The following is a 21,417-nucleotide window of genomic DNA, read 5'->3' on the forward strand; positions in this document are numbered from 1 at the left end:
GAGCCCCTTTTCCGCGACTCCGCGCTACGTGACGGGCCCTTCGCGCGGCTCCAGCAGTTCGACCGGGATGCCGTTGGGGTCTTCGACGAACGCGATCGCGCGCGTCCCGCCGGGCGATTTCTTCGGTTCCTTGACGATCTTCACGCCCTGCGCGCGGAGCTTCTCGATCACGCCCGGGAGATCGCCGTCGACTTCGAGCGCGAGGTGCTCGTAGCGGTTGCCGATCTCGTACGGCGCATGCTCTTCGAGATCGTAGACAAGTTCGATGTACGCATCCCAGCTCGAGCCGACGAACGCCATGTCCGCGTTGCCGGGATAGTGGTGCGGGCCGCCGAGCAGCTTCAGACCGAGCTTATTTGTATAGAAGTCGATCGAGGAATCCATGTCGTTGACGAAGATGGACGTATGCAGATAGCGCGGCATGCGGATCGCTACGCGGAAACCTCCGCGGCTTCCCGCGGTCCCAGGGACGGGAGCGCTCCATGAACGATCGCGACGCCGAAACCGAACTCTGGAGCCGGATCGCGGACGCCGCCCAGCCCGATGAGAAGAAGCGTCGCGGCTTGCGCGCGGCGCTGGAGCGATACTACCAGGCCGTCGGGCTGCTCCGCGAGAGCCGGCGCAACGGCCCCGGCGACGAGCCGGCCGGCCGTGTCGAGCCGGTCGATCCGTCGCGGCGCATCATCTAGCGCAGGCCCGCTTCACTTCAGCTGCGTGAGCACATAGACCACGACGTCGTGCAGGTCGCGCTCCGACATCCGCCAGCGGGGCATCACGCGGTTCAGCGGGTGGCCGGTGTTGTCGACGCCGTGCGCGATCGCGCGTTCGAGCAGCGCGACGGTGTAGGGCGGCTTCTGCTCGGTGACCAGCGCGTGATGCCGCAGATCGGCGCTCACCGCGCCGCCGGGAAGATGTACGCCGCCGCGCCCGTCGAGCTGATGACAGGCTGCGCAATTCGGCCGCAGCGCCGGCGGCTGGGCTGCGACCGCGACGCCCTGCAGGTCGCGGCCGGTCCGGAAGATCGCCTTCCCGTTCGCGGGCGGGGTCCGCCGCGGCGCCGGCAGGCCGATGCAGCGGCACGCTGCCGGCAGCGACGAGGAGGAGCACCGCGGTCGGCGCGGCCAGGCGACGGAGTACGAATGATGCGTTCACGCGATGAACCTCGCGGGAGGGCCCTTCGTCTTGTCGCCGCAGAGACCGCTCGCAAACGCGCTACGCGGCACGGCGTTCCGTCGCCGTCAGCCACGGGATCGGAGCGAACGTCGCGGCGAGCGCGCAGCAGAAAATCGCGCCCGCGACGACGGTGAGCGGCGTCCAGCGTTCGTGCGCACCCAGCGACGCGATCACGCCGACCGCAAGCGCGGTGTACTCCGCACCGATCGTCGCGGTCGCGACGCCCATCCGCCGGATCGCCGCGGCGAACGCCGTCTGCCCGACGATCATCGAGCCGAGCACGACTTCGCCGAAGAACCACCACGCGACCGGCGCGCTGTCGGCGACGTGCGCGATCGCGCCGCCCGCGCCGGCAAGCGCGCCGGCGATCAGCAGCGATCCCATCGCGACGACGCCCATCATCGACATCAGCAGCCGCGTCGAGACGCGCGCGCCGACGTAGCGCAGCGCGCAGGCATAGGCGGCGAAGCACGCAAGCCACGCGACCATCAGCGCGTCGCCGAAGATCCCGGCGCGGTCGTTCGCATGCGTCAGCGCAAGCAGCGCGACGCCCACGATCCCGAGCACCAGCGCCGTCCACTCGCGGCGTCCAAGTGCGATGCGGAAGACGACCGCAGCGGCCGCGGTGTTCGTCACCGGCGACATCCCGACCAGAAACGAGATGTGCGCGACCGACGTATGCGCGGAGGCGACCGAGAACAGCGTCGTGATCAGCAGGCCGAAGATCAGCCCCGCCGCGATCACGGCGGCCCAGCGGCCCGCGTCGAGCCGCGGCGGATCGAGCCGCCACGTCACGGAGAGCGCGAGCAGATAGATGGGCAGCGCCCACGCCGCGCGCGCCACCGCGAGGCTGAGTCCGTCGAAGCCCGGCGACGCGAAGAGCACCTTGCTCGCGGGCGCCAGCAGACCCCAACCCACGCCGACCACCACCACGAGGACGAGTCCCGTGACCGCACGCGACGGCACGTTATGCGCCGGCAGTGACGAGGCGCGCGAGCACGATCGGCGCGGTGATCGCGGCGGCGGCGAGGAAGCACGCGGCGAACACGCACAGCGAGCGCAGCACGCCGACGCCGAGCAGCGCGAGGACGAGCGGCGCGATCGCGAGCGTGAGAAATCCCGTGTCGTGCAGCGGCTGGAGCGCGGCGACCGTGTCGAGGCCGTTGCTCGTCCAGAGCGTCTGCGCGACGCGCGCCGAGAGCCCGAGCAGCAGCGCGTAGAGCACCAGGCGGACGAGGAAGTTCAGCATCGCGCGCGCCGGCTTAGTGCAGAAACCAGCGGTACGTCGAGAACACCAGCGCGATTCCGCGCGCGTCGGCAGCCGCGACGACCTCCGCGTCACGAATCGAACCCTGCGGCGCGATGACGGCGGTGCAGCCGGCATCGGCGGCGGCGTTCAGACCGTCGGCGAAGGGGAAGAATCCGTCGCTCGCGCAGGCGGCGCCGCGGCCGTGGTCGTGCGCGCGGTGCGCCGCGATTTGGACGGCGCTCACGCGGTTCGTCTGGCCGGCGCAGATCCCGCGCGAGACGCCGTCGCGCGCGAGCACGACGCCGTTGGACTTCACGTGGCGCACGACGTCCCAGGCGAACGCGAGGTCGCGCCACTCCGCATCGGTCGGCGGGCGTTTCGAGACGACGGTCCAGCGTTCGGGCGCGGCTTGCGGATCGTCGTCTTCGGCGAGGATGCCGCCGAGCGCGCTGCGGACGCGCAGTTCGGCGGCGATCTTCTCCGGCGCGCCGGATCGGTAGCGCATGATGCGCAGGTTCTTCTTTTTGCGCAGACGTTCGAGCGCATCGTCGTCGAAGTCGGGTGCGGCGACGATCTCGAGGAAGAAGCCGGCGAGCTGCTCGGCGGCAGCGAGATCGAGGGCGCGATCCACCGCGATGATCCCGCCGTAGGCGGAGACCGGATCGGCGGCGAGCGCTTCGCGAATCGCGTCGGCGGCACCGGGGCGTTCGGCCACGCCGCAGGGGACCGTGTGTTTCACGATCGCGGCGCGGACGAGGGTCTTCGGCGGGCTTGCGGGGACGCTTGCGGGCGGCGCTTCGACAAGCTCGGCGTGACGGGGTCCGGCGACGTCAATGCGTTCCGGGGGGCGGGCGCGGACGAGGAGGCGGAGCGTTGCGTCGAGGTCGAGGAGGTTGTTGTAGGAGAGGGCTTTGCCGCCGAGCTGTTCGGGGAGCTGCGCTTCGCGGGCGAGATAGAAGGCGGCGCGGTCCTGCGGGTTCTCGCCGTAACGCAGCGGCTGTTCGATCGGGATGGTGAGCGCGAGCGAGCCGGGGAGTTCCGTCGCGACGAGCCCGGATTCGAGGTAGCGCGCGATCGCGCTGTCGTACTCCGCGGTGCGTTCGAACGCCATCGTCGCGTAGCGGCGGCGCGTCCCGGGATCGAGGCCGCCGCGATCGAGCGCGGCGACGAACGTGTCGTACTGCGCCGGATCGCTCAGCACGCTGACGTGATCGAAGTTCTTCGCCGCGGCGCGCAGCAGCGAGACGCCGCCGATGTCGATCTGCTCGATCGCTTCCTGCAGCGTCGCGCCCTCGTCGGCGACCGTCGACTCGAACGGATAGAGGTTCGCGACGACGGTCGAGATCGTCGGGATATGATGCGCTTCGGCCTCGGCGACGTGCGCCGGGTTCGCGCGATCTTTGAGAATCCCGCCGAAGACGTTGGGGTGCAGCGTTTTGACGCGGCCGTCGAAGAGCGCCGGATAGCCGGTGAGTTCGCCGACGTCGTGCGCGTCGACGCCGTGCTCGCGCAAGTGCGCGCGCGTCCCGCCGGTCGCGTAGAGCGGAACGCCGCGCTCGGCGAGCGCGCGCGCGAGCGCGACGATGCCGGTGCGATCGTAGACCGAGATCAGCGCGGCGCCGCCGGACTGTGGCACGATCAGACCGCGGCCGGTTCGAGGATCGCGTCGCTGGGCGGAGTGACGGGACGTTCGTCGAGCGTCGCGCTGATGATCGAGCTGACGCCCGGCTCCTGCATCGTCACGCCGTACATGCGCTGCGCGAGCTCCATAGTTTTCTTGTTGTGGGTGACGATGAGCATCTGCGCGGTGTGCGAGACGTCGCGGATCTTCGTCGAGAGGCGTTCGACGTTGGCGTCGTCGAGCGCCGCATCGACCTCGTCGAGCAGGTAGAACGGCGACGGCTTCACCGCGATCAGCGCGAAGATCAGCGCCGACGCGGTCATCGCGCGCTCGCCGCCGGAGAGCGCCGCCAGGTTGGTGAGTTTCTTGCCCGGCGGCTGGACCGCGATCTCGATCCCGGTCTCGCTGAGGTTGTCGGGGTTCGTCTGCCACATCTCGGCGCGGCCGCCGGGGAAGAGCTGGGCGAACACCTCGCTGAAGCGCGCCTTCACCGCGTCGAACGTCTCGTTGAACTGCACCTGGCACGACATCTCGATCTCCGCGATCGTCGCCAGCAGCGTCTCGCGTGCTTGATGGAGATCGGCCATCTGCTCGCGCAGAAACCGCTCGCGCTCGGTCAGCTCGTCGCGATCGGCCTCGGCGTTGAGGTTGACGTTGGCCTGCAGGCGCACGAGCTCTTCGCGCAGGCGCGGAAGTTCCTCGACGACTTCGGCCGGCTCGCCGGCGTAGCGCGCGAGCACGTCCTGCTGCTCGTCCTCGGAGGCGGGGTTCTGCGCGAACGACTGCTGCAGCATCCCGAGTTCCGCATCGATCTCGGCGAGGCGGCGGCGGCCGGACTCGCCCGCGGCGGTCGCTTCGCGGTCTTCCGCTTGCGCGATCCGCTCGTCGGCCTCGCGCTGGTTCGCCTGATCGGCGGTCGACTCGCGCTCCTTGCGCGCCGTCTCGACGGCACGGTCGGCGGTCGCGACGCGCTCGCGCGACGCGGCGAGCATCCCTTCGAGCGCGGCGGTCTGACCGCGCAGCGACTCGAGTTCGTGCAGCATCGTCTCGCGCGCCGCGCCGGCGCGTTCGGCATCGGCGTCGAGCAGGCCCAGCCGGGTCACGGCGCCTTCGCGCTCGGCGGAGAGGCCGGCGATCTGCTCGCGCAGCGCGCTGGCCGCCGCGACGACCTCGCTCTGCTCCGCTTCCACCGCCGCGATGCGCTCGCGCGCCGCGGCAAGCTGCGTTTCGAGCGCGGTGCGCTGTTCGCGCAGGTCGACGTGATCGTCGGCGACGCGCTCGAGCGCGTGGAGGCGCGAGAGGACGTCGTCGCGCGTCGCGCCGAGCGTCGCGCGATGCGCTGCGGCCGCGGCGACGGCGGCATCGAGGCGTTCGATCTCGACGGTGAGCCCCTGCAGCTGCGTGCGCACGTCGCGCAGGGCGACCTCGGCGTGGCTCGCGAGCTTCGTCGCCTCGTCGCGTTCGGCGGCGGCGGCGTCGAGTTCGGCCTTCGCCGCGAGCCCGTCGCGTTCGATCTGCTCCATCCGCGCGCGCAGCTCCGGCACGTGTTCGCGCAGGCGCTCGGCTTGGGCGCGCCGTGCCAGGATCGAGCGCTCTTTGCGGAAGCGGCCGCCGGTGATCGCGCCGCCGCCCATGATCTGATCGCCCTCGAGGGTGACGATCGAGTCGCGGAAGCCCTCGCCGCGCGTCAGCGCGATGCCCGTGCGCAGTTCGTCGACGACCAGGATCCGGCCGACCAGGAACGCGACGATCCCGCGATAGCGCGGCTCGGCGCGCACGAGCGTGTGCGCGTAGCCGATCACGCCCGGGCGGCCGCGCAGTGAACCGAGCTCGCGGCCTTCGCGCTGCGCGAGCGTGTCGAGCGGGAGGAACGTCGCGCGGCCGAGTTCGCGTTCGCGCAGGTACGCAACGGCCGCCTCGGCATCTTCCGACGTCTCGGCGATGATGTTCGAAAGTCCGCCGCCGAACGCGACGTCGAGCGCGCGCGCGTACTGCTCGTCGGTGGAGATCAGGTTCGAAACGACGCCGTGCAGTCCGAGCAGGTGGCCGCGCTGCGAGGCTTCGACGACCGCGCGCGTCCCGTGCGCGTGCCCTTCCAGCGCGGCTTCGAGTTCTTCGATCGTGTGCAGGCGCGATTCGGCGCCGGCGAGTTCGGAGGTTAGGTCACGGTGCGCGCGCTGGAGTTCGGCGACACGCGCCGCGGCCTGCTCGCCGCGTTCGCGTGTGACGCGCGCGCGCTCGTGCTGGGCCGCGACTTCGGCTTCGTACTTCTCGACCAGCGCTTCGCGCTCGCCGAAGCCGCCGCGCGCGCTCTGCGCGGCGTGCGCGTGCGCGTCGCGATCGGCGATCGCGGCGCTGTGCTCGCGCTCGAGCCGCTCGATCTCGGCGCGCGCGCTGTGAATCTGCGCGCGGCGTTCCGCTTCGCTCGCCGCCTGCTCCGCGGCGAGCGCTTCGACGGCGCGCAGCTCCTGGTAGACCGCATCGAGCGCGCCGCGCGCGTCGGCGACGGCGGCCGAGGCGGCGAGTTCGCGCTCCCGCGAGCCGTCGGTCTGCGCGGTGAGCGGCGCGAGCCGTTCGTCGAGCGTGACGACCTGCTGGCGCAGGGTGACGCGTTCGGCCTCGACACGTTCGCGATCGGCGACGACCGCCGACGACTGCCGTTCGAGCCCGTCGCGCCGCGCGACCGCGGCGGCGAGATCGGCTTCGATCCGCGACAGCTCGGCGCGCGCCGCTTGCGCGTCGGCGCGGTGCTTGTCGAGGTCGAGTTCGAGCGTATACAGCGTCTCGCGCAGCGCGGCGAGCTGCGCGCCGAGCTGGGCCGCGCGCGCGGCTGCGGCGGCGCGCCGGTTTTCGTGCGCGTCGAGTTCGGCGGCGACGCGTTCGCGCTCGTCTCGGCGCGTCGCCGAGGCGCGCAGGAACGAGAGGATCTCGAGATCGCGCACGCGCGCCGTCACCTTGCGGTAGCGCTTCGCGCGGCGCACCTGCGCGTCGAGCTCCGGGACGCGGCGTTCGAGTTCGGCGATGAGATCGTTGACGCGGATCGCGTTCTGCTCGGTCGCATCGAGCCGGCGCAGCGCTTCGTTCTTGCGCGCGAGGAACTTGCCGATCCCGGCGGTCTCTTCGAAGAGCGCGCGGCGTTCGGTCGGCTTCGACGAGAGGATCGCGTCGATCTGGCCTTGCGAGACGATCGCATAGGATCCGGGACCCAGACCCGTCCCCATCAAGAGCTCGTGCACGTCGCGAAGGCGCACCTGCTCGCGGTTGATGTAGAACTCCGACTCGCCGGCGCGGTAGGCGCGGCGCGTGATCTGCAGTTCGTTGTAGTCCAGGTGCAGCTGGTGGTCGTGATTGTCGAACGTCAGCGAGACTTCGGCCATCCCCAGCGGCTTGCGGTGCTGGTTGCCGGCGAAGATGACGTCTTCCATCTTCTGCGAGCGCAGGCTGCGCGATGACTGCTCGCCCAGCACCCAGCGGATCGCGTCGACGAGGTTCGACTTTCCCGAGCCGTTCGGGCCGACGACGGCGGTCGTGCCGTCGTGGAACTCGAGCGTGGTCGCTTCCGCGAACGTCTTGAAGCCGAAAACTTTGAGCGATTTGAGGCGCACGACTTAGGTGGGAGCTCCGGGCTCGGGCGTACGGGGACGGCGCGGGCGGCGGCTGCGGTTGATCGAGATGACGCGCCCGTCGTCGTTCGACGCGCTCGCCGCCGCGCTCCCCGCAGGATGGCGAGCGCGCAGCGTCGAGAGCGCCATCGCCGCGGCACTCTGCTGCGCCGCCTTCTTCGAGCCGCCGATCCCCTCGCCGAGGATCTCGTCGCCGATGCGCACCTGCGAGGTGTAGCGCCGGTCGTTGGGCGGTCCCTCCGCGCGCTCGAAATACAGCGGCGTCACGCGCAGCACCGCTTGCGCGAACTCCTGCAGATCGGTCTTCGGATCGCGGTCGCCCGCGTCGCGCTTGTCGACCGCCGCGAAGTGCTCTTTTTCGAGAAACGCGAGCACGCGATCGAGATCGCTGGCCGCGTAGAGCGCCGCCAGAAACGCTTCGAACGCGTCGGCGAGGATGCTCTCGTTCCCCTGCGCGCCGGCGCGATCCATCCCCATCCCGAGCACGACCAGATCGGGAAAACCCAGCCGGCGCGCCGTCACGGCGCACGACGTGCCGCTGACGAGGTTCGCTTTGCGCCGCGTCAGCAGCCCTTCGGACGCATCGGGATATTTCGTCATCAGCCAGCGCGATGCGGCGAAGCCGAGGATCGCGTCGCCGAAAAACTCGAGCCGCTCGTTCGAGGTGAGCGACTGTTCCTTGCCCGCGCTCGCATGGACGAACGCGCTCTCGATCGCCGCCGGATCGAGGGTGGGAACGCCCGCGGTTTTCAGCAGCGCCCGCAGCCGGGCACGCCGCCTCTCGCCGGCCATCGCGCTACGGCTCGTGCTTCGCAAACACGACCGACGTGTTGTGGCCGCCGAAACCGAAGCCGTTGCTCATCGCGATGCGCAGCTCGGGCGCTTTGCGCGCGACGTTGGGGACGTAATCGAGCGTGCACCCGGGATCGGGGACTTCGTAGTTGGTGGTCGGCGGGATGATCCCGTCCTGCAGCGCGAGGACGCACGCGATCCCTTCGATCGCGCCGGCGGCGCCGAGCAGGTGGCCGTGCATCGACTTCGTCGAGGAGACCGCCAGACCGGCGTGCGCGTGCGCGCCGAAGACGCGTTCGATCGCCTGCGACTCCGCCAGGTCGCCGAGCGGCGTCGAGGTGCCGTGCGCGTTGATGTAGCCGACCGATTCGGGGGCAACCCCGGTACGCTCGAGCGCGCGGCGCATCGCCAGGATCACGCCGCGCGATTCCGGATCGGGCTGCGCGATGTGGTACGCGTCGGCCGATTGACCGTAGCCCAGGAGTTCGGCGTAGATCGTCGCGCCGCGCTGCAGCGCGAACTTGCGCTCCTCGAGCACGAGGATCCCCGCGCCTTCGCCGAGCACGAACCCGTCGCGCTCTTTGTCGAACGGACGCGACGCGTGCGCGTAGTCGTCGTTGCGCGTCGACATCGCTTTCATCGAGCAGAACCCGCCCATCGCGGTCGGAATGACGGTCGCTTCGCTGCCGCCCGTCACCACCGCGATCGCGTCGCCGAGCACGATCTTGTCGTACGCGGTCGCGAACGCGTCGTTCGCCGACGCGCAGGCGCTCGACACCGCGAAGATCGGCCCTTTGAGCCCGTAGGTCATCGAGACCTGCGCCGACGCCGCGTTCGCCATCAGCATCGGGACGAAGAACGGCGAGATGCGATCCCACTTCTGACCCGGCCCGACTTCGAACGTCGTGTTCTCGACGGTGATGATCCCGCCGATCCCGGTGCCGACGATCGCGCCGACCTGCTCGCGCACGTCCGGATCCTCGGGCAAGTTCGCATCGGCCATCGCTTCGCGCGCGGCCGCGAGCGCAAATTGCGCGTAGCGGTCCATGCGGCGCGCGTCGCGGCGCCCGAACAGCGCGTCGGGGTCGAAGCCCTTCACTTCGGCTGCGATCTTGGTGGTCAGTTTTCCGGGCTCGAAGGCGGTGATCGGTCCGACTCCGCTGCGCCCGGCCTGCAGCGCTTCCCAAAAGGCGGCGCGGGAATTGCCGAGCGGGGTGATGGCCCCCATGCCCGTGATGACGACGCGGCGTTTCTCCAAAACGCAATCCGGTTCGGAACCCGCACAGGCGACCCTCCCGCCCGTGGAACAGGCGCAAGCCGGCGCGGTAGAGTGAACGCATGACGCCGCGCGCCTACCCGCCCGGACCCTCCACGCTGGAAGCGATCCGCGGGATGGCGGCCGGCGGCGACCTCTCGCGGATCCCGGGCTTCCTCGACGCGACCGCGCAGCGCTTCGGCCCGATCGCGAGCTGGCGGATGCCGCGCGGCCGATTCTGGTTTCTCGACGACGCCGCATCGATCGAAGAGCTGCTCACGGCGAGCGGCTTCGACGTGGTGAAAGGCCGCGGTCTGCGCCGCATGCGCCGCCTTCTCGGCGTGGGTCTGCTCACCAGCGACGAGCCGCTCCATCTGCGCCAGCGGCGGCTGGTCCAGCCGGCGTTTCACCGCGAGCGGATCGCCGGTTATGCCGCGACGATGATCGATCTGAGCCGTCAGGCCGCGGAGTCGGTGCGGCCAGGCGAGACCGTCGACGTCGCGGCGCTGATGAACCGGCTCGCGCTGCGGATCGCGGCGGCGACGCTGTTCTCGGCCGACGTCGATGACGACGCCGACGCGATCGGCGCCGCGGTCACCGAAGCGATGGACGTCTTCCCGGCCTCGCTCTCGGCGTTCGGCGAGCTCCTCGATCACCTGCCGTTCCATCCGGCGACGCGGCGCTTCACCGCCGCGCGCGCCCAACTCGACGCCGTGATCTTCCGGCTGGTGCGCGAGCGGCGCGCCGACGGGATCGACCGCGGCGACCTGCTCTCGATCCTGCTCTCTTCGACCGACGAGGAGGGCGCCGCGATGCCGGACGACCTCGTCCGCGACGAAGCGCTCACGCTGCTCCTGGCCGGCCACGAGACGACCGCGAACGCGCTGGCGTGGGCCTGGGACTTCCTCTCCCGCGACGCGGAGGTCGCGGCGCGGCTCGGCGCCGAGCTCGACGCGGTGCTCGGCGACCGCGACCCCGTCGCCGCAGACTATCAGAACCTGCGCTACGCCCGCGACGTGATCGCGGAGACGATGCGCCTGCGGCCGCCGGCCTGGATCCTCGGACGCCGGGTGATCCGGCCGTTCCGGCTCGGCGCCTGGACCCTCCCGCCGGGATCGGTCGTGCTGGCCTCCCAGCTCGTCACCCACCGCAACCCGCGCTATTGGAAGGAACCCGACGCGTTCCGGCCCGAGCGCTGGTCGACCGGCGAGACCGAGACGCTCCCGCGCTACGCGTACTTCCCGTTCGGCGGCGGGAACCGGATCTGCATCGGCGAGAGCTTCGCCTGGACCGAGGCGGTGCTGGTGCTGGCGACGCTCGCGCGGAGGCTCCGCTTCGAGGCGATCGACCGTTCCCCGGTCCCGCTCGATCCGCTGGTCACCCTGAGGCCCGGGCGCCCGCTGCGGATGCGGGCGGTCCCGGTGCGGCCGGTTCCGGCTCCGGCCTAGGCGCTTGAACTCGCTGGGGGTATCGGGTATACTCCACCGGCTATGTTCCGGTTCGACCTCCAGCTTTTCGCGTCCAAGAAGGGCGCGGGCTCCACGCGCAACGGGCGCGATTCGAACGCCCAGCGCCTGGGCGTGAAGCGCTACGGCGGCGAGCACGTGATCCCCGGCAACATCATCGTGCGCCAGCGCGGGACGCACTTCCACCCCGGCCAGGGCGTGATGATCGGGAAGGACCACACGATCTTCGCCGTCGTCGCGGGTCAGGTCACCTTCACCGCGTCGAAGAACCGCAAGCACGTCAACGTCGTGCCGGCGGCGGTCTGATCGCGCGCGCCGTTCCGTCCGCCAGCGAAGAGAGCCGCCGCGCGGCTCTTTTTTGTTTTCCGTAGATGCAGTTCATCGACGAGGCGACGATCGGCGTCGCCGCGGGGAAGGGCGGCGACGGCATCGTCGCGTGGCGCCGCGAGAAATACGTCCCGAAAGGCGGGCCGGCCGGCGGTGACGGCGGCCGCGGCGGCGACGTCGTGCTGCTCGCCGATCCTGAACTCGGAACGCTCGTCGACTTCCGCTTCAAGAAACAGTTCGCCGCCGATTCCGGCAAAGCGGGCTCGACCTCGAACAAGTCCGGCAAAGCGGGCGACGATCTGATCGTGCGCGTCCCCGTCGGGACGCTCGTCACGCGCACCGAGATCGACGGCGAGGGCAACCGCGGCCATTCGCGGCTATTCGCCGACATGAGCACGCCCAACGAGCGCGTGCGCGTCGCGAAAGGCGGACGCGGAGGCCTCGGCAACCAGCACTTCGCGACGGCCGCGCGGCAGGCGCCGCGCTTCGCGTACAACGGCGAACCCGGCGAACGCTGCGAGCTCAAACTCGAGTTGAAGCTGCTCGCCGACGCCGGGATCCTCGGGCTGCCGAACGCCGGGAAGTCGACGCTCCTCTCGGTGGTGAGCGCGGCTCGGCCGAAGATCGCCGACTATCCGTTCACCACGCTCGACCCGCAGCTCGGCGTCGTGCGCGTCGCGGAGTTCGAGTCGTTCGTGATGGTCGACGTCCCGGGCCTGATCGAAGGCGCGCACGAAGGCGCGGGTCTGGGCGATCGTTTTCTACGGCACGTCGAGCGCACGCGCGTGCTGGTGCATCTCATTGCGGGCGACAAATCCGTCGACGAGGTGCTGGCCGACAAAGCGACGATCGAGAACGAACTGCGCGCGTGGAACGCTGCGCTGCTCGACCGGCCGACGATCGTCGTCATCACCAAGCTCGATCTCCCCGACGCGCGCGCGACCTACGAAGCGCTGCGCGAGACGATCCCCGGTGTGCGCGGGATCTCCGCGGCGACCGGCGAGGGCGTGCAAGAATTGATCTACGCGACATGGGAGACGATCCGCGCGACGCCGCTCCCCGCTGTCGCGCAGCCGGAGCCGGCGCAGATCCAGCTGAGCGCAGACGAGCCGTTCGAGATCCGCAAAGAAGAGGGGATCTTCGTCGTCAGCGGCGAGCGCGTCGAACGGCTCGCGAACATGACCGACTTCGATTCCGACGAAGCGCTGGCGCGCTTCGAGCAAATCCTCGCGAAGATGGGCGTCGACAGGAAGCTGCGCGAGCTCGGCGTGCAGGAAGGCGATACGGTCCGCATCGCCGGCGTCGAGTTCGACTACAGCTGAGCGGGATGCGCATCGGCGTCTTCGGCGGGTCGTTCGATCCCGTGCACAACGGTCATCTGTTCGTCGCGGAGGCGGTGCGCGAGGCATCGGGACTCGACCGCGTGCTCTTCGTGCCGACGCGCGAGGGGAAGCACTACCGCGACGGTGCGATGAGCGCGACGCCCGACGATCGCGCACAGATGATTCGCCTCGCAATCGCAGCCAACGTCGCGTTTGCACTCGACGAGAGCGATCTCGGCCCCGAGGCGACCGGTTATACCGCCGACTTGCTGCCGCGTCTGCAGGCGCGCTACCCCGATGCGACGCTGACCTTCATCGTCGGCGCCGACTCGCTCGTGCGTTCGCGCTGGCAGCGGCTCGACGAGGTGCTCGACCTCGTCGACGAGTTCGTCGTCGCGCCGCGCGGTGAGGTGACGCACGCCGACATCGACGCGTCGCTCGACGACGTCTCCGCGTCGCGGCGCGCGAAGGTGCGCGAGCTCGACCTGCCGCTCGTTGCCGAGTCGGCGACGCTGATCCGCGAACGGCTCGCGGGCGGCCGCAGCGTGCGCTATCTGATCCCCGAATCCGTCTACCGTTACATCGAAGAGCGAGGATTGTACCGACGATGACGACGACCAGCTTTGCGGTCGATGCGGCGCTGGGCGGCGTCCCCGCGCGCGAACTCGCCGCGACGTACGGCACGCCGCTGTTCGTGATCGACCTCGACGTCTTCGACCTCGAAGTCGACCGCGTCGTGCGGTCGTGCGCGCCGCACGGCATCACGGTCGGTTACGCGGCGAAAGCATTTCTGTGCGCCGCCCTCGCCGAACACCTCGCGGCGACGCCCTTACGCCTGGACGTCTGTTCGCTCGGGGAGCTGGTGACCGCCGAGCGCGGCGGCTTCCCCGCCGAACGCATGTATTTTCACGGCTGCGGGAAGACCGCGGAGGAGCTGCAGGCGATCGTCGATCGTCGCGTCGCGTTCGACGTGATCGACAACGACGAAGAACTCGCTCGGCTCGCGGCGATCACGTCGCCCGCCGACCCGGTCGACGTCATGCTGCGGATCAACACCGGGATCGAAGCGCACACCCACGCCTTTATCCGCACCGGCGGCGAGAACACGAAATTCGGTTTTGCGCTGGCGGCTGCGCCGGCGGCGTTCGCGCGGATCGCCGCCCTCCCGCAACTGCGGCTGATCGGCCTGCACGGCCACATCGGCTCGCAAATCGCCGAGACCGCGCCGTTCGTCGCCAATCTCGACGAACTGCTCGGCCTCGCGCGGATCGCGCGCGCGAGCGGCCACCCGGTCGCTGAGATCATCTGCGGGGGCGGGATCGGCGTCGAGGAAGGCCCCGACGATCCGCGTCCGGTCGACATCGACGAACTGACCGCGGCGCTCGAGGGTCGCGCGCGAGGGACCGGCCTGCGGCTCGCGGTGGAGCCCGGCCGGGCCGTGATCGCGCGCGCGGGCTCGTCGCTGTACCGCGTCATGGCCGTGAAAACGCAGGGGCGGCGGCGCTTCGTCATCGTCGACGGCGGGATGGCCGACAACCCGCGCCCGCTCCTCTACGGCGCGCGGCATCTCCCCGAGGTCGTCGCGGCGCGCGCAGCAGGCCCCGACGAACCGGCGACGCTGGCCGGTCGGTCGTGCGAAAACGACGAGATGGGAGACTACGTGCTGCCGCGCGATCTCGCCGCCGGCGACCTCATCGCGCTGCGCATCACCGGCGCCTATACGTACAGCATGGCGAGCAACTACAACCGCTTCGGCCGGCCCGCCGTCGTGTTCGTGCGCGACGGTCATCATCGCCGCGTGATCCGTGCCGAGACCGCCGACGACGTGATGCGGCTGGACGTCGTGTGACCCGGACCGCCGTTTCGCACGGATTTTTGCGAGAAACGTTGTCATCGTGCGCGCCGATCCGTACACTCATTGCATCGCACACCTCGAACGGCTCGAACACGCAGCACTGGCAAGCGCATCACCACGGCGACGCGAGCTACTCGCGTCGCTTGGTTTGCGCGTGTCGGTCATCGCAAGCGAGTACGTCGAAACGCCGCTCCCCGGCCGCACCCCCGCCGAACTTGCAGCCGAACACGCGTACGGGAAGGCGATGGGGGCGCATGCCGACGGTCTGATCGTCGCCGCCGACACGGTCGTCGATCGCGACGGCGTCGCGCTGGGCAAGCCCGCCGGGATCGACGAGGCGCGCGCGATGCTGCGCAGCCTCGCCGGCCGCTGGCACGAGGTCCACACGGCGTTCGTCCTGCGCGATGACCGACACGGCGCACATGTTGCGCAAACGGTTACGACGCGGGTCCGTTTTGCCGAATTGGATGAGGTGACGATCGACGCTTACGCCGCGTCGGGCGACGGCCTCGACAAAGCGGGCGCTTACGGGATCCAGGGGTTTGCCGCGACGCTGGTCGAGCGGATCGACGGCGATTATTTCACCGTGGTGGGCTTCCCGCTCGCCGCCTTCGCCCGGGCCCTGCCGCGCCTGGGGTATTCGCTGGCGCCGCGGGCGCGCGCCGAGGTAGCCGCATGAGCTTGGCGGGATCGGTCCGAGCAACGTTCAGCCCCGATATCGGGATCGATCTGGGCACCGCCAACACCGTAGTGTACTCGCACGACGAAGGCGTTCTCATCAGCGAGCCCTCGGTCGTCGCCTATCGCACCAGCGACGACGCGGTCGTCGCAATCGGTCAGGCGGCGAAGGAACTCGACGGCCGCGCGCCCGGCCGGATCCGGGTGGTGCACCCGCTGCGCGGCGGAACGATCTCCGATTTCCGCGGGGCGCACGCGCTCGTCAAAACCGTCGTCGACCGCGCGCTCGCCTCGCGCACGCGCATCGCTCCACGCGTCATCGCGTGCGTCCCGGGCTGCGCGACCGATATCGAATGCAAGGCGGTCGAGGAAGCGATTCGCGCCGCAGGCCCGCGCATCACGACGTTCGTGCCGCAGGCGGTCGCCGCCGCGGTCGGGGCGGGGCTCGACATCATGGGTACCACGCCGCGTATGGTGATCGATATCGGCGGCGGGACGACCGAGATCGCCGTGCTGGTCCTCGGCGGCGTCGTCGCGATGCACTCGATCAAGATCGGCGGCGACACGTTCGATGAAGCGATCGTCGCGCGGCTGCGCCGCGAATATTTCGGAATCGGACCGCTCACCGCCGAGCGGCTGAAGATCGAACGCGGCTACGCCGGCCGAGCGCCGGGCCGCGAACCGTATTCGGTGAGCGGGACGAACATGGCGGCGCTGCGGCCCGGAAAGCGGTTCGTCGACGAGACGCTGGTCGGCGAGGCGATGGCCGACGGGATCGACAAGATCGCGCGCGCCGCCTGGTCGATTCTCGAAGCGACACCGCCCGATCTCGCCGGCGAACTGCTCGAAGCGGGGATCGTCCTCACCGGCGGCGGCGCACTTATCCCGGGATTCGCAGGCGAGATCGGTGCACGCACGAACGTCCCGACAACGGTCGCGGACGATCCGCTCGGCTGCGTCGCCCGCGGCGCCGGCGAGATTCTGGCGTCGCCCGGTCTGCTCGAACGGTTGCGGCCGCATGCGGACCGGCTGACGAGGTGGTACCAATCTTTACGTATCGGGATGAGAGAAAGCTATTCGCGGTAGTCGGCGCCGTCATCGTCGCCGCACTGCTCGCGCTTCTCCAACTCGACTACGCCCGTAACGGCCGCACCTCGCCGATCACGGTCATCGTTACCTCGGTGACCGCGTTCGTGCAGACCGCGATCGCGTGGGTGACCGGCGGCGTGCGCGGAGGCGTCGACACCGTCGTGCGCACGCCGGGACTCGCGAGCGAGAACGCACGCCTGCGCGCGGAGAACACGCTGCTGCGCACCCGCAACGACGAGCTGCTCGAACGTCTCGCGCGCGTCCCCGCGGCCGCGGACCTTGCCGATGCGAAATTCGCGCACCCCGACGGGATCGAAGCGACCGTGATCGGTTACGATCCCGAAGCGGCGACGCACGTGCTCACGATCGATCGCGGTGCGAAGGACGGCGTGCGCCGCGATGCCGGCGTCGTCACCGGTGCGGGCGTCGTCGGACGCATCGTCGAGGTCGCGCCGCTTTCGTCGAAGGTGCTGGTCGTGACCGACGCGACCTCGAAACTTCCCGCCGTGGTCCAGCGCGGACGCTGGTGGGCGATCGGCGTCGGCACGTCGACGCGCGTCAAACTGCAGTACGTCTCGCAGGACGCGAAGCTGCGTCCGGGCGACCGCATCGTCACCGGCGAAGGCCGCTCGTTTCATGCCGGCGTGCTGATCGGCCGCATCGTGCAGGTGGAACCCGTCAACGCCGGCGCGCTCGACCAGAGCGCGATCGTGCAGCCCGCCGTCGATCTCTCGGCCCTCTCGCGTGTCCTCGTTCTCCCGCAGAAGTAGGTATCGCAGCGTCGAGCTGACGGTCGGGCCGGCATATGGGCCCGTGCTCGGCTGGACCGCGCTGCTCGCGCTGGCGCAGACGACGCTCGTGCCGCTCGTCGCGTTTCGCGGCGCGGTGCCGTCGCTCGTCACGATCGCCGTCGTGTTGTACGCGGTGCGCACCGGCGCGCGCCGGGGCGCGATGCTCGCGATCCCGGCCGGCTTGCTCGAAGACATCTTCGCCGGGACGGGCGGCGCGTGGACGCTCGGGACGACGATCGTCGCCCTGCTCGCCGGCGGCATCTCGCGCCGCATGTTCGCGGACGGCTGGTTCGCGCCGGCGGTGCTGTGCGGGCTCGCGGTGCTCTTGCGCGATCTGCTGTTCTGGACCGTGATGCGGATGGAAGGCTTCCCAGCCGGCTTCGCCGTCGCGCACCTGCACACGTCGCTGTGGCGCGCGCTGTTCACGTCGCTCGTCGCGTTCGTATGGCTGATCGTGCGCGGCCGGCTCGTCGTCGACAAGACGACCGTGGAGCGCTGGGGATGAGCGCCGCCGGAGCTCCCGTCGAGCGTCCGCTCCCGCGGATCGCCGGCTTTCTCGGCGTGCTGCTGATCGCGCTGATCGCGATCGTCGCGCGGCTGGCGCAGGTCCAGCTCGTGCAGGGCGGCGAGTTCGCGGCCGCGGCGCGCGCCAACCAAATCGAGGTGATCCCGATCGCCGCGCCGCGCGGACTCATCGTCGACCGTCACGGCACCGTTATGGTGCGGTCGCGGCCGTCGTTCGTCTGCGCGCTGATCCCGTCCGAAATCACCGACATCGACAAGACGCTCGCGATGCTCGCCGACGTGCTGCGCGTTCCGGCCGCGACGCTGCAGCACCGTCTGCTCCATCACCACAACATCAACTACAAGAACTTCGACGAGGTGCGCACGTACGAACCGTACGGGCCGGTGATCCTCGCCAGCGATCTCACCGCGGTGCAGATGGCGCGGCTCGCCGAGGCGCAGAGCGATCTTCCCGGCGTCGACATGGAAGAGCAGCCGGTGCGCAACTACCCCTACGGCAAAGAGGGCGCGCACATCTTCGGTTATGTCGGCGTGATCGACGAAGACGAGTACGCGAAACGCAAACGGCTGGGCTACTCGCCCAACGACGTCGTCGGCAAGGACGGGCTCGAGAACGCCTACGACCGCTGGCTGCACGGCCGCGCGGGCGGCGAGCAGGTCGAGGTGAACGCCTCCGGTGCGCTCGTGCGGCGGCTCAAACCGCTCGACTCGATCCCCGGCGACACGCTGGTGACGACGATCGACTGGAAGCTTCAGCGCAGCGTCGAGAAACACTTGGGGAAGATGCTCGCCAAGTGGGGGAAAGCGCGCGGCCAGCGGCTCTCGGGCGCGGTCGTGGTACTCGATCCGTACAACGGCAGCGTCCTTGCGCTCGCATCGATGCCGGCCTTCGATCCCAACGCGTTCGCGACGCCGATCGACACGAAACGCTACAACGCGCTGCTCGGCGACAAGCTCAACCCGCTCTACGACCGCGCGATCGGCGCGGCGTCGCCGAGCGGTTCGACGTTCAAGATGGTGACCGGGTCGGCCGCGATCTCGAGCGGGGTGATCGCGCCGCATCAGGTGCTCTATGATTCCGGTGCGTGGTCGTGCTATGGGACCACGTTCGTCGACATCGCCGCCGGCGGGATCGGCTCGACCGGGTTCGAGCACGCGCTCGCGGCATCGTCGGACGGGTATTTCTATCAGCTCGGCTGGCGGCTGAAAAACGAGCGGCTGCGCTATTACGCGACGCAGTATGGGCTCGGATCGAAACTCGGGATCGATCTCCCCGGCGAGTATCCGGGCAACTGGCCGACCGAGGAGTGGGTGCAGGCGACGTTCGGCAAGGGCTACCACCTCGAGCCGAGCGACGCATGTCAGCTTGCGATCGGACAAGGATCGATGCAGGCGACGCCGCTGCAGATCGCCAGCGTCGCTGCGACGGTGATCAACGGCGGGACGCTCTACCGCCCGCATCTCGTCTCCGAGATCCGCTCGCCGCGCGGCACGGTGCTCAAACGCTTCGATCACGAAGTGATCCGTCACGTCAACGTCTCGCAGGAAGCGCTGCGCGAAGTGCGTGAGGGGATGGCGCAGGTCACCAAGCCCTGGGGAACGGCGTCCGGGCTGGAGATTCCGGGCCTCACGTTCTCCGGCAAAACCGGAACCGCGGAGACCGAAGGCGGGAACGGGCCGAACACGACGTGGTTCGTCGCGTGGGCGCCGAGCAGCCATCCGAAGTTTGCGATGGCCGTCTACATGGAGAAATCCGGCGGCTACGGCGCATCGGTCGCCGCACCGGTCGCGCAGCACGTGATCGCCGACTACTTCGGGAAGAAGATCGAGCCGCTCTGAGGCGCTAGTCGAGCGCACCGTCGTTCCAGGTTCGACCGAACGGTCGCGAGAAACGACGAGCGTTCGTAACCCTCGCCCTCGCAGGTGTTCATGCCGACCGTCGCTCATCACGCAGACTACTTGTGCCAGGCCGTTGCGCGTCTCGGAAGCGAGAGCGCGTTCGAGGTGCTGGCCCGCGCCAAGGCGCTCGAAGCGCAGGGGCGGCGCGTGGTGCACATGGAGATCGGCGAACCCGACTTCGATACGCCCGAACACATCAAGCGCGCCGGCATCCGCGCGATCGAAGACAATTACAGTCACTACACGCCCTCGGCCGGGATCCCCGAGCTGCGCGACGCGATCGCCGACTACGCCTCACGCTTTCGCGGGCTCACGCCGGCGTACGCGCGGGAGAACGTCGTGGTCGGCGCCGGCGCGAAGCCGATCATCTGGAACCTGCTCTCCGCGATCCTCGATCCCGGCGACGAGCTCGTGTACGCCGATCCCGCCTACCCCGCATACGCATCCGCCGCGAGCTACCTGCAGGCGAAGCCGATCCCGGTCGCGCTGCTGGAGTCGCGCAACTGGCGCCTCGATCTCGACGAGCTCGCCGCGAAAGTCGGGCCGAAGACCAAAGCGATCGTCATCACCTCGCCGCACAACCCCACCGGCGGAGTACTGACGCGCGACGACCTCGAGCGGATCGCCGAGCTCGCGCAGCGGCACGGCGCGCTCGTCGTCTCCGACGAGATCTACTCGCGCAACATCTACGGGCCGACCTTCAACTCGATCGCGCAGCTCGACGGGATGCGCGAACGCACGATCATCGTCGACGGCTTCTCCAAAGCGTACGCAATGACGGGCTGGCGGCTGGGCTACTGCGTCGCACCCGAAGCGATCGCCAAGACGGTGACGCTGTTCAACAACAACACGTTCTCGTGCGTTGCGACGTTCGTCCAGCACGCCGGTATCGCCGCGCTCACCGGCGACGACGCGCCGATCCGGCGCATGAACGCGATCTTCCGCGAACGGCGCGATGCGATCGTCGCCGGCCTCAACGACGTGCCTGGCGTGAGCTGCACGCTCCCCGACGGCGCGTTCTATGCATTTCCCAACGTCTCACAGGTGACGCACGACGACCGCCATCTCGCGCAATGGCTACTGCAGGAATGCGGCGTCGCGTGCCTGGGCGGATCGAGCTTCGGAGCAGCGGGCGCCGGCTATCTGCGCTTCTCGTACGCCGCCTCGATCGACGACATCCGCTGGGCGGTCGCCCAAGTGCGCGAACACCTGCCCCGCTACGAGTCCCCCGCGCGCTGAGCGACGTGCTTCAGGGCGCGGGTTCGGTTTTCGCGAACGTCAGGTTGTAGGTGAAGAACACCGTCTCGCGACGGTAGCCCATCGCTTCGTAGAGGCGCTGCGCGCGCAGGTTGTCGACGGCCGTCGAGAGCGTCAGGCCGACCGCACCGCTCTCGCGCGCGAGCCGCTCCGCGCGCTCCAGCAGCGCCCGGCCCACGCCGTTGCGGCGCCGCTCCTCGACGACGTAGAGATCGTTGAGCAGCCACAGCGGGCCGGGCGCCGCATCCGTCGACGAGAACGCCGGATAGAGCTGGACGAAGCCCACCGCCTCGCCGTCCGGATCCTCGGCGACGAACAGCGCCGACTCGCCGCGCCGCAGCCGGTCGCCGACGAACGCCGCGGCGAGCCCCGGATCGGAACGCTGCTTGTAGAATACGCGGTAGGCGTCGAAAAGCGGAGCGACGATGTCGACATCTTCGACGCCGGCACGACGCACGACGAAGTCCACTGGCGCAGATCCGTTTCGGTCTCGCG

21 protein-coding genes are annotated in these 21,417 nt (G+C 69.7%); 12 read left to right on the forward strand and 9 right to left on the reverse strand.

The annotated features are described in order from the left end of the window. Positions 1 to 24: 24 nt before the first annotated feature. Positions 25 to 423, reverse strand: a complete 399-nt coding sequence (locus WPS_RS17540) for a VOC family protein (RefSeq protein ID WP_317995749.1) — start codon at positions 421 to 423, stop codon at positions 25 to 27. A 59-nt stretch (positions 424 to 482) separates the two neighbouring features. On the opposite strand from WPS_RS17540, the gene WPS_RS17545 reads away from it, so the two are divergent. Continuing rightward, positions 483 to 689: a hypothetical protein gene (locus WPS_RS17545; RefSeq protein ID WP_317995750.1), complete on the forward strand. Its 207-nt coding sequence runs from the start codon at positions 483 to 485 to the stop codon at positions 687 to 689. Between the two features lie 12 nt (positions 690 to 701). Here the strand turns inward: WPS_RS17545 and WPS_RS17550 are convergent, their stop codons facing one another. The 7 genes from WPS_RS17550 to fabF form a co-directional block, all read right to left on the reverse strand. After that, positions 702 to 1,091 carry a c-type cytochrome gene (locus WPS_RS17550; RefSeq protein WP_317997575.1) on the reverse strand — a complete coding sequence of 130 codons (390 nt, stop codon included), beginning with the start codon at positions 1,089 to 1,091 and terminating at the stop codon, positions 702 to 704. 121 nt (positions 1,092 to 1,212) lie between these two features. Next, positions 1,213 to 2,139, reverse strand: coding sequence for a DMT family transporter (locus tag WPS_RS17555; RefSeq protein ID WP_317995751.1), 927 nt, complete (start codon positions 2,137 to 2,139; stop codon positions 1,213 to 1,215). A 1-nt stretch (position 2,140) separates the two neighbouring features. Further along, entirely contained in the window at positions 2,141 to 2,422 is a 282-nt protein-coding gene (locus tag WPS_RS17560) for a hypothetical protein (RefSeq protein ID WP_317995752.1), read from the reverse strand. 13 nt (positions 2,423 to 2,435) lie between these two features. Next, positions 2,436 to 4,058: a bifunctional phosphoribosylaminoimidazolecarboxamide formyltransferase/IMP cyclohydrolase gene (gene purH, locus WPS_RS17565; protein ID WP_317995753.1), complete on the reverse strand. Its 1,623-nt coding sequence runs from the start codon at positions 4,056 to 4,058 to the stop codon at positions 2,436 to 2,438. A gap of 2 nt (positions 4,059 to 4,060) precedes the next feature. After that, positions 4,061 to 7,648 (reverse strand): chromosome segregation protein SMC, encoded by a 3,588-nt coding sequence (gene smc, locus WPS_RS17570; protein WP_317995754.1) that lies wholly within the window; start codon positions 7,646 to 7,648, stop codon positions 4,061 to 4,063. A gap of 3 nt (positions 7,649 to 7,651) precedes the next feature. Beyond that, positions 7,652 to 8,458: a ribonuclease III gene (gene rnc / locus WPS_RS17575; RefSeq protein WP_317995755.1), complete on the reverse strand. Its 807-nt coding sequence runs from the start codon at positions 8,456 to 8,458 to the stop codon at positions 7,652 to 7,654. A 4-nt stretch (positions 8,459 to 8,462) separates the two neighbouring features. Further along, positions 8,463 to 9,716, reverse strand: a complete 1,254-nt coding sequence (gene fabF, locus WPS_RS17580) for a beta-ketoacyl-ACP synthase II (RefSeq protein WP_317995756.1) — start codon at positions 9,714 to 9,716, stop codon at positions 8,463 to 8,465. An 80-nt stretch (positions 9,717 to 9,796) separates the two neighbouring features. Between fabF and WPS_RS17585 the strand changes: the two genes are divergently transcribed. The 11 genes from WPS_RS17585 (at position 9,797) to WPS_RS17635 (ending at position 20,904) form a co-directional block, all read left to right on the forward strand. After that, entirely contained in the window at positions 9,797 to 11,161 is a 1,365-nt protein-coding gene (locus WPS_RS17585) for a cytochrome P450 (protein ID WP_317995757.1), read from the forward strand. Between the two features lie 42 nt (positions 11,162 to 11,203). Continuing rightward, positions 11,204 to 11,485: a 50S ribosomal protein L27 gene (rpmA, locus tag WPS_RS17590; RefSeq protein ID WP_317995758.1), complete on the forward strand. Its 282-nt coding sequence runs from the start codon at positions 11,204 to 11,206 to the stop codon at positions 11,483 to 11,485. 65 nt (positions 11,486 to 11,550) lie between these two features. Continuing rightward, positions 11,551 to 12,828, forward strand: a complete 1,278-nt coding sequence (gene obgE / locus WPS_RS17595) for a GTPase ObgE (RefSeq protein ID WP_317995759.1) — start codon at positions 11,551 to 11,553, stop codon at positions 12,826 to 12,828. A gap of 5 nt (positions 12,829 to 12,833) precedes the next feature. Continuing rightward, a complete protein-coding gene (gene nadD / locus WPS_RS17600; protein WP_317995760.1) occupies positions 12,834 to 13,439 on the forward strand; it encodes a nicotinate-nucleotide adenylyltransferase in 606 nt (201 codons plus the stop codon). After that, positions 13,436 to 14,677, forward strand: a complete 1,242-nt coding sequence (gene lysA / locus WPS_RS17605) for a diaminopimelate decarboxylase (protein WP_317995761.1) — start codon at positions 13,436 to 13,438, stop codon at positions 14,675 to 14,677. The genes nadD and lysA overlap by 4 nt, the downstream gene beginning before the upstream one ends. A 46-nt stretch (positions 14,678 to 14,723) precedes the next feature. Then, positions 14,724 to 15,362: a Maf family protein gene (locus tag WPS_RS17610; protein ID WP_317995762.1), complete on the forward strand. Its 639-nt coding sequence runs from the start codon at positions 14,724 to 14,726 to the stop codon at positions 15,360 to 15,362. Then, positions 15,359 to 16,447, forward strand: coding sequence for a rod shape-determining protein (mreB, locus tag WPS_RS17615; RefSeq protein WP_317995763.1), 1,089 nt, complete (start codon positions 15,359 to 15,361; stop codon positions 16,445 to 16,447). The genes WPS_RS17610 and mreB overlap by 4 nt, the downstream gene beginning before the upstream one ends. 95 nt (positions 16,448 to 16,542) lie before the next feature. Beyond that, positions 16,543 to 17,220: a rod shape-determining protein MreC gene (gene mreC / locus WPS_RS17620; protein WP_317995764.1), complete on the forward strand. Its 678-nt coding sequence runs from the start codon at positions 16,543 to 16,545 to the stop codon at positions 17,218 to 17,220. Positions 17,221 to 17,263: 43 nt separating this feature from the next. Then, positions 17,264 to 17,746 carry a rod shape-determining protein MreD gene (mreD, locus tag WPS_RS17625; RefSeq protein WP_317995765.1) on the forward strand — a complete coding sequence of 161 codons (483 nt, stop codon included), beginning with the start codon at positions 17,264 to 17,266 and terminating at the stop codon, positions 17,744 to 17,746. Continuing rightward, positions 17,743 to 19,605, forward strand: a complete 1,863-nt coding sequence (mrdA, locus tag WPS_RS17630; protein ID WP_317995766.1) for a penicillin-binding protein 2 — start codon at positions 17,743 to 17,745, stop codon at positions 19,603 to 19,605. The genes mreD and mrdA overlap by 4 nt, the downstream gene beginning before the upstream one ends. Positions 19,606 to 19,695: 90 nt before the next feature. Then, complete coding sequence (locus WPS_RS17635) at positions 19,696 to 20,904, forward strand: pyridoxal phosphate-dependent aminotransferase (protein ID WP_317995767.1); 1,209 nt, start codon at positions 19,696 to 19,698, stop codon at positions 20,902 to 20,904. A gap of 10 nt (positions 20,905 to 20,914) precedes the next feature. Here WPS_RS17635 and WPS_RS17640 read toward each other — a convergent pair whose 3' ends face one another. After that, complete coding sequence (locus tag WPS_RS17640; RefSeq protein WP_317995768.1) at positions 20,915 to 21,391, reverse strand: GNAT family N-acetyltransferase; 477 nt, start codon at positions 21,389 to 21,391, stop codon at positions 20,915 to 20,917. Positions 21,392 to 21,417 lie beyond the last annotated feature (26 nt).

This window comes from Vulcanimicrobium alpinum, assembly GCF_027923555.1.
In the GTDB taxonomy this organism is placed as follows: Bacteria; Vulcanimicrobiota; Vulcanimicrobiia; order Vulcanimicrobiales; family Vulcanimicrobiaceae; genus Vulcanimicrobium; species Vulcanimicrobium alpinum.

Coding starts and splice junctions, on each gene's coding strand:
- obgE (WP_317995759.1), top strand. CDS start 11,551: ATGCAGTTCATCGACGAGGCGACGATCGGCGTCGCCGCGGGGAAGGGC.
- WPS_RS17540 (WP_317995749.1), bottom strand. CDS start 423: ATGCCGCGCTATCTGCATACGTCCATCTTCGTCAACGACATGGATTCC.
- rnc (WP_317995755.1), bottom strand. CDS start 8,458: ATGGCCGGCGAGAGGCGGCGTGCCCGGCTGCGGGCGCTGCTGAAAACC.
- lysA (WP_317995761.1), top strand. CDS start 13,436: ATGACGACGACCAGCTTTGCGGTCGATGCGGCGCTGGGCGGCGTCCCC.
- rpmA (WP_317995758.1), top strand. CDS start 11,204: ATGTTCCGGTTCGACCTCCAGCTTTTCGCGTCCAAGAAGGGCGCGGGC.
- mrdA (WP_317995766.1), top strand. CDS start 17,743: ATGAGCGCCGCCGGAGCTCCCGTCGAGCGTCCGCTCCCGCGGATCGCC.
- WPS_RS17560 (WP_317995752.1), bottom strand. CDS start 2,422: ATGCTGAACTTCCTCGTCCGCCTGGTGCTCTACGCGCTGCTGCTCGGG.
- WPS_RS17585 (WP_317995757.1), top strand. CDS start 9,797: ATGACGCCGCGCGCCTACCCGCCCGGACCCTCCACGCTGGAAGCGATC.
- WPS_RS17635 (WP_317995767.1), top strand. CDS start 19,696: ATGCCGACCGTCGCTCATCACGCAGACTACTTGTGCCAGGCCGTTGCG.
- nadD (WP_317995760.1), top strand. CDS start 12,834: ATGCGCATCGGCGTCTTCGGCGGGTCGTTCGATCCCGTGCACAACGGT.
- WPS_RS17545 (WP_317995750.1), top strand. CDS start 483: ATGAACGATCGCGACGCCGAAACCGAACTCTGGAGCCGGATCGCGGAC.
- mreB (WP_317995763.1), top strand. CDS start 15,359: ATGAGCTTGGCGGGATCGGTCCGAGCAACGTTCAGCCCCGATATCGGG.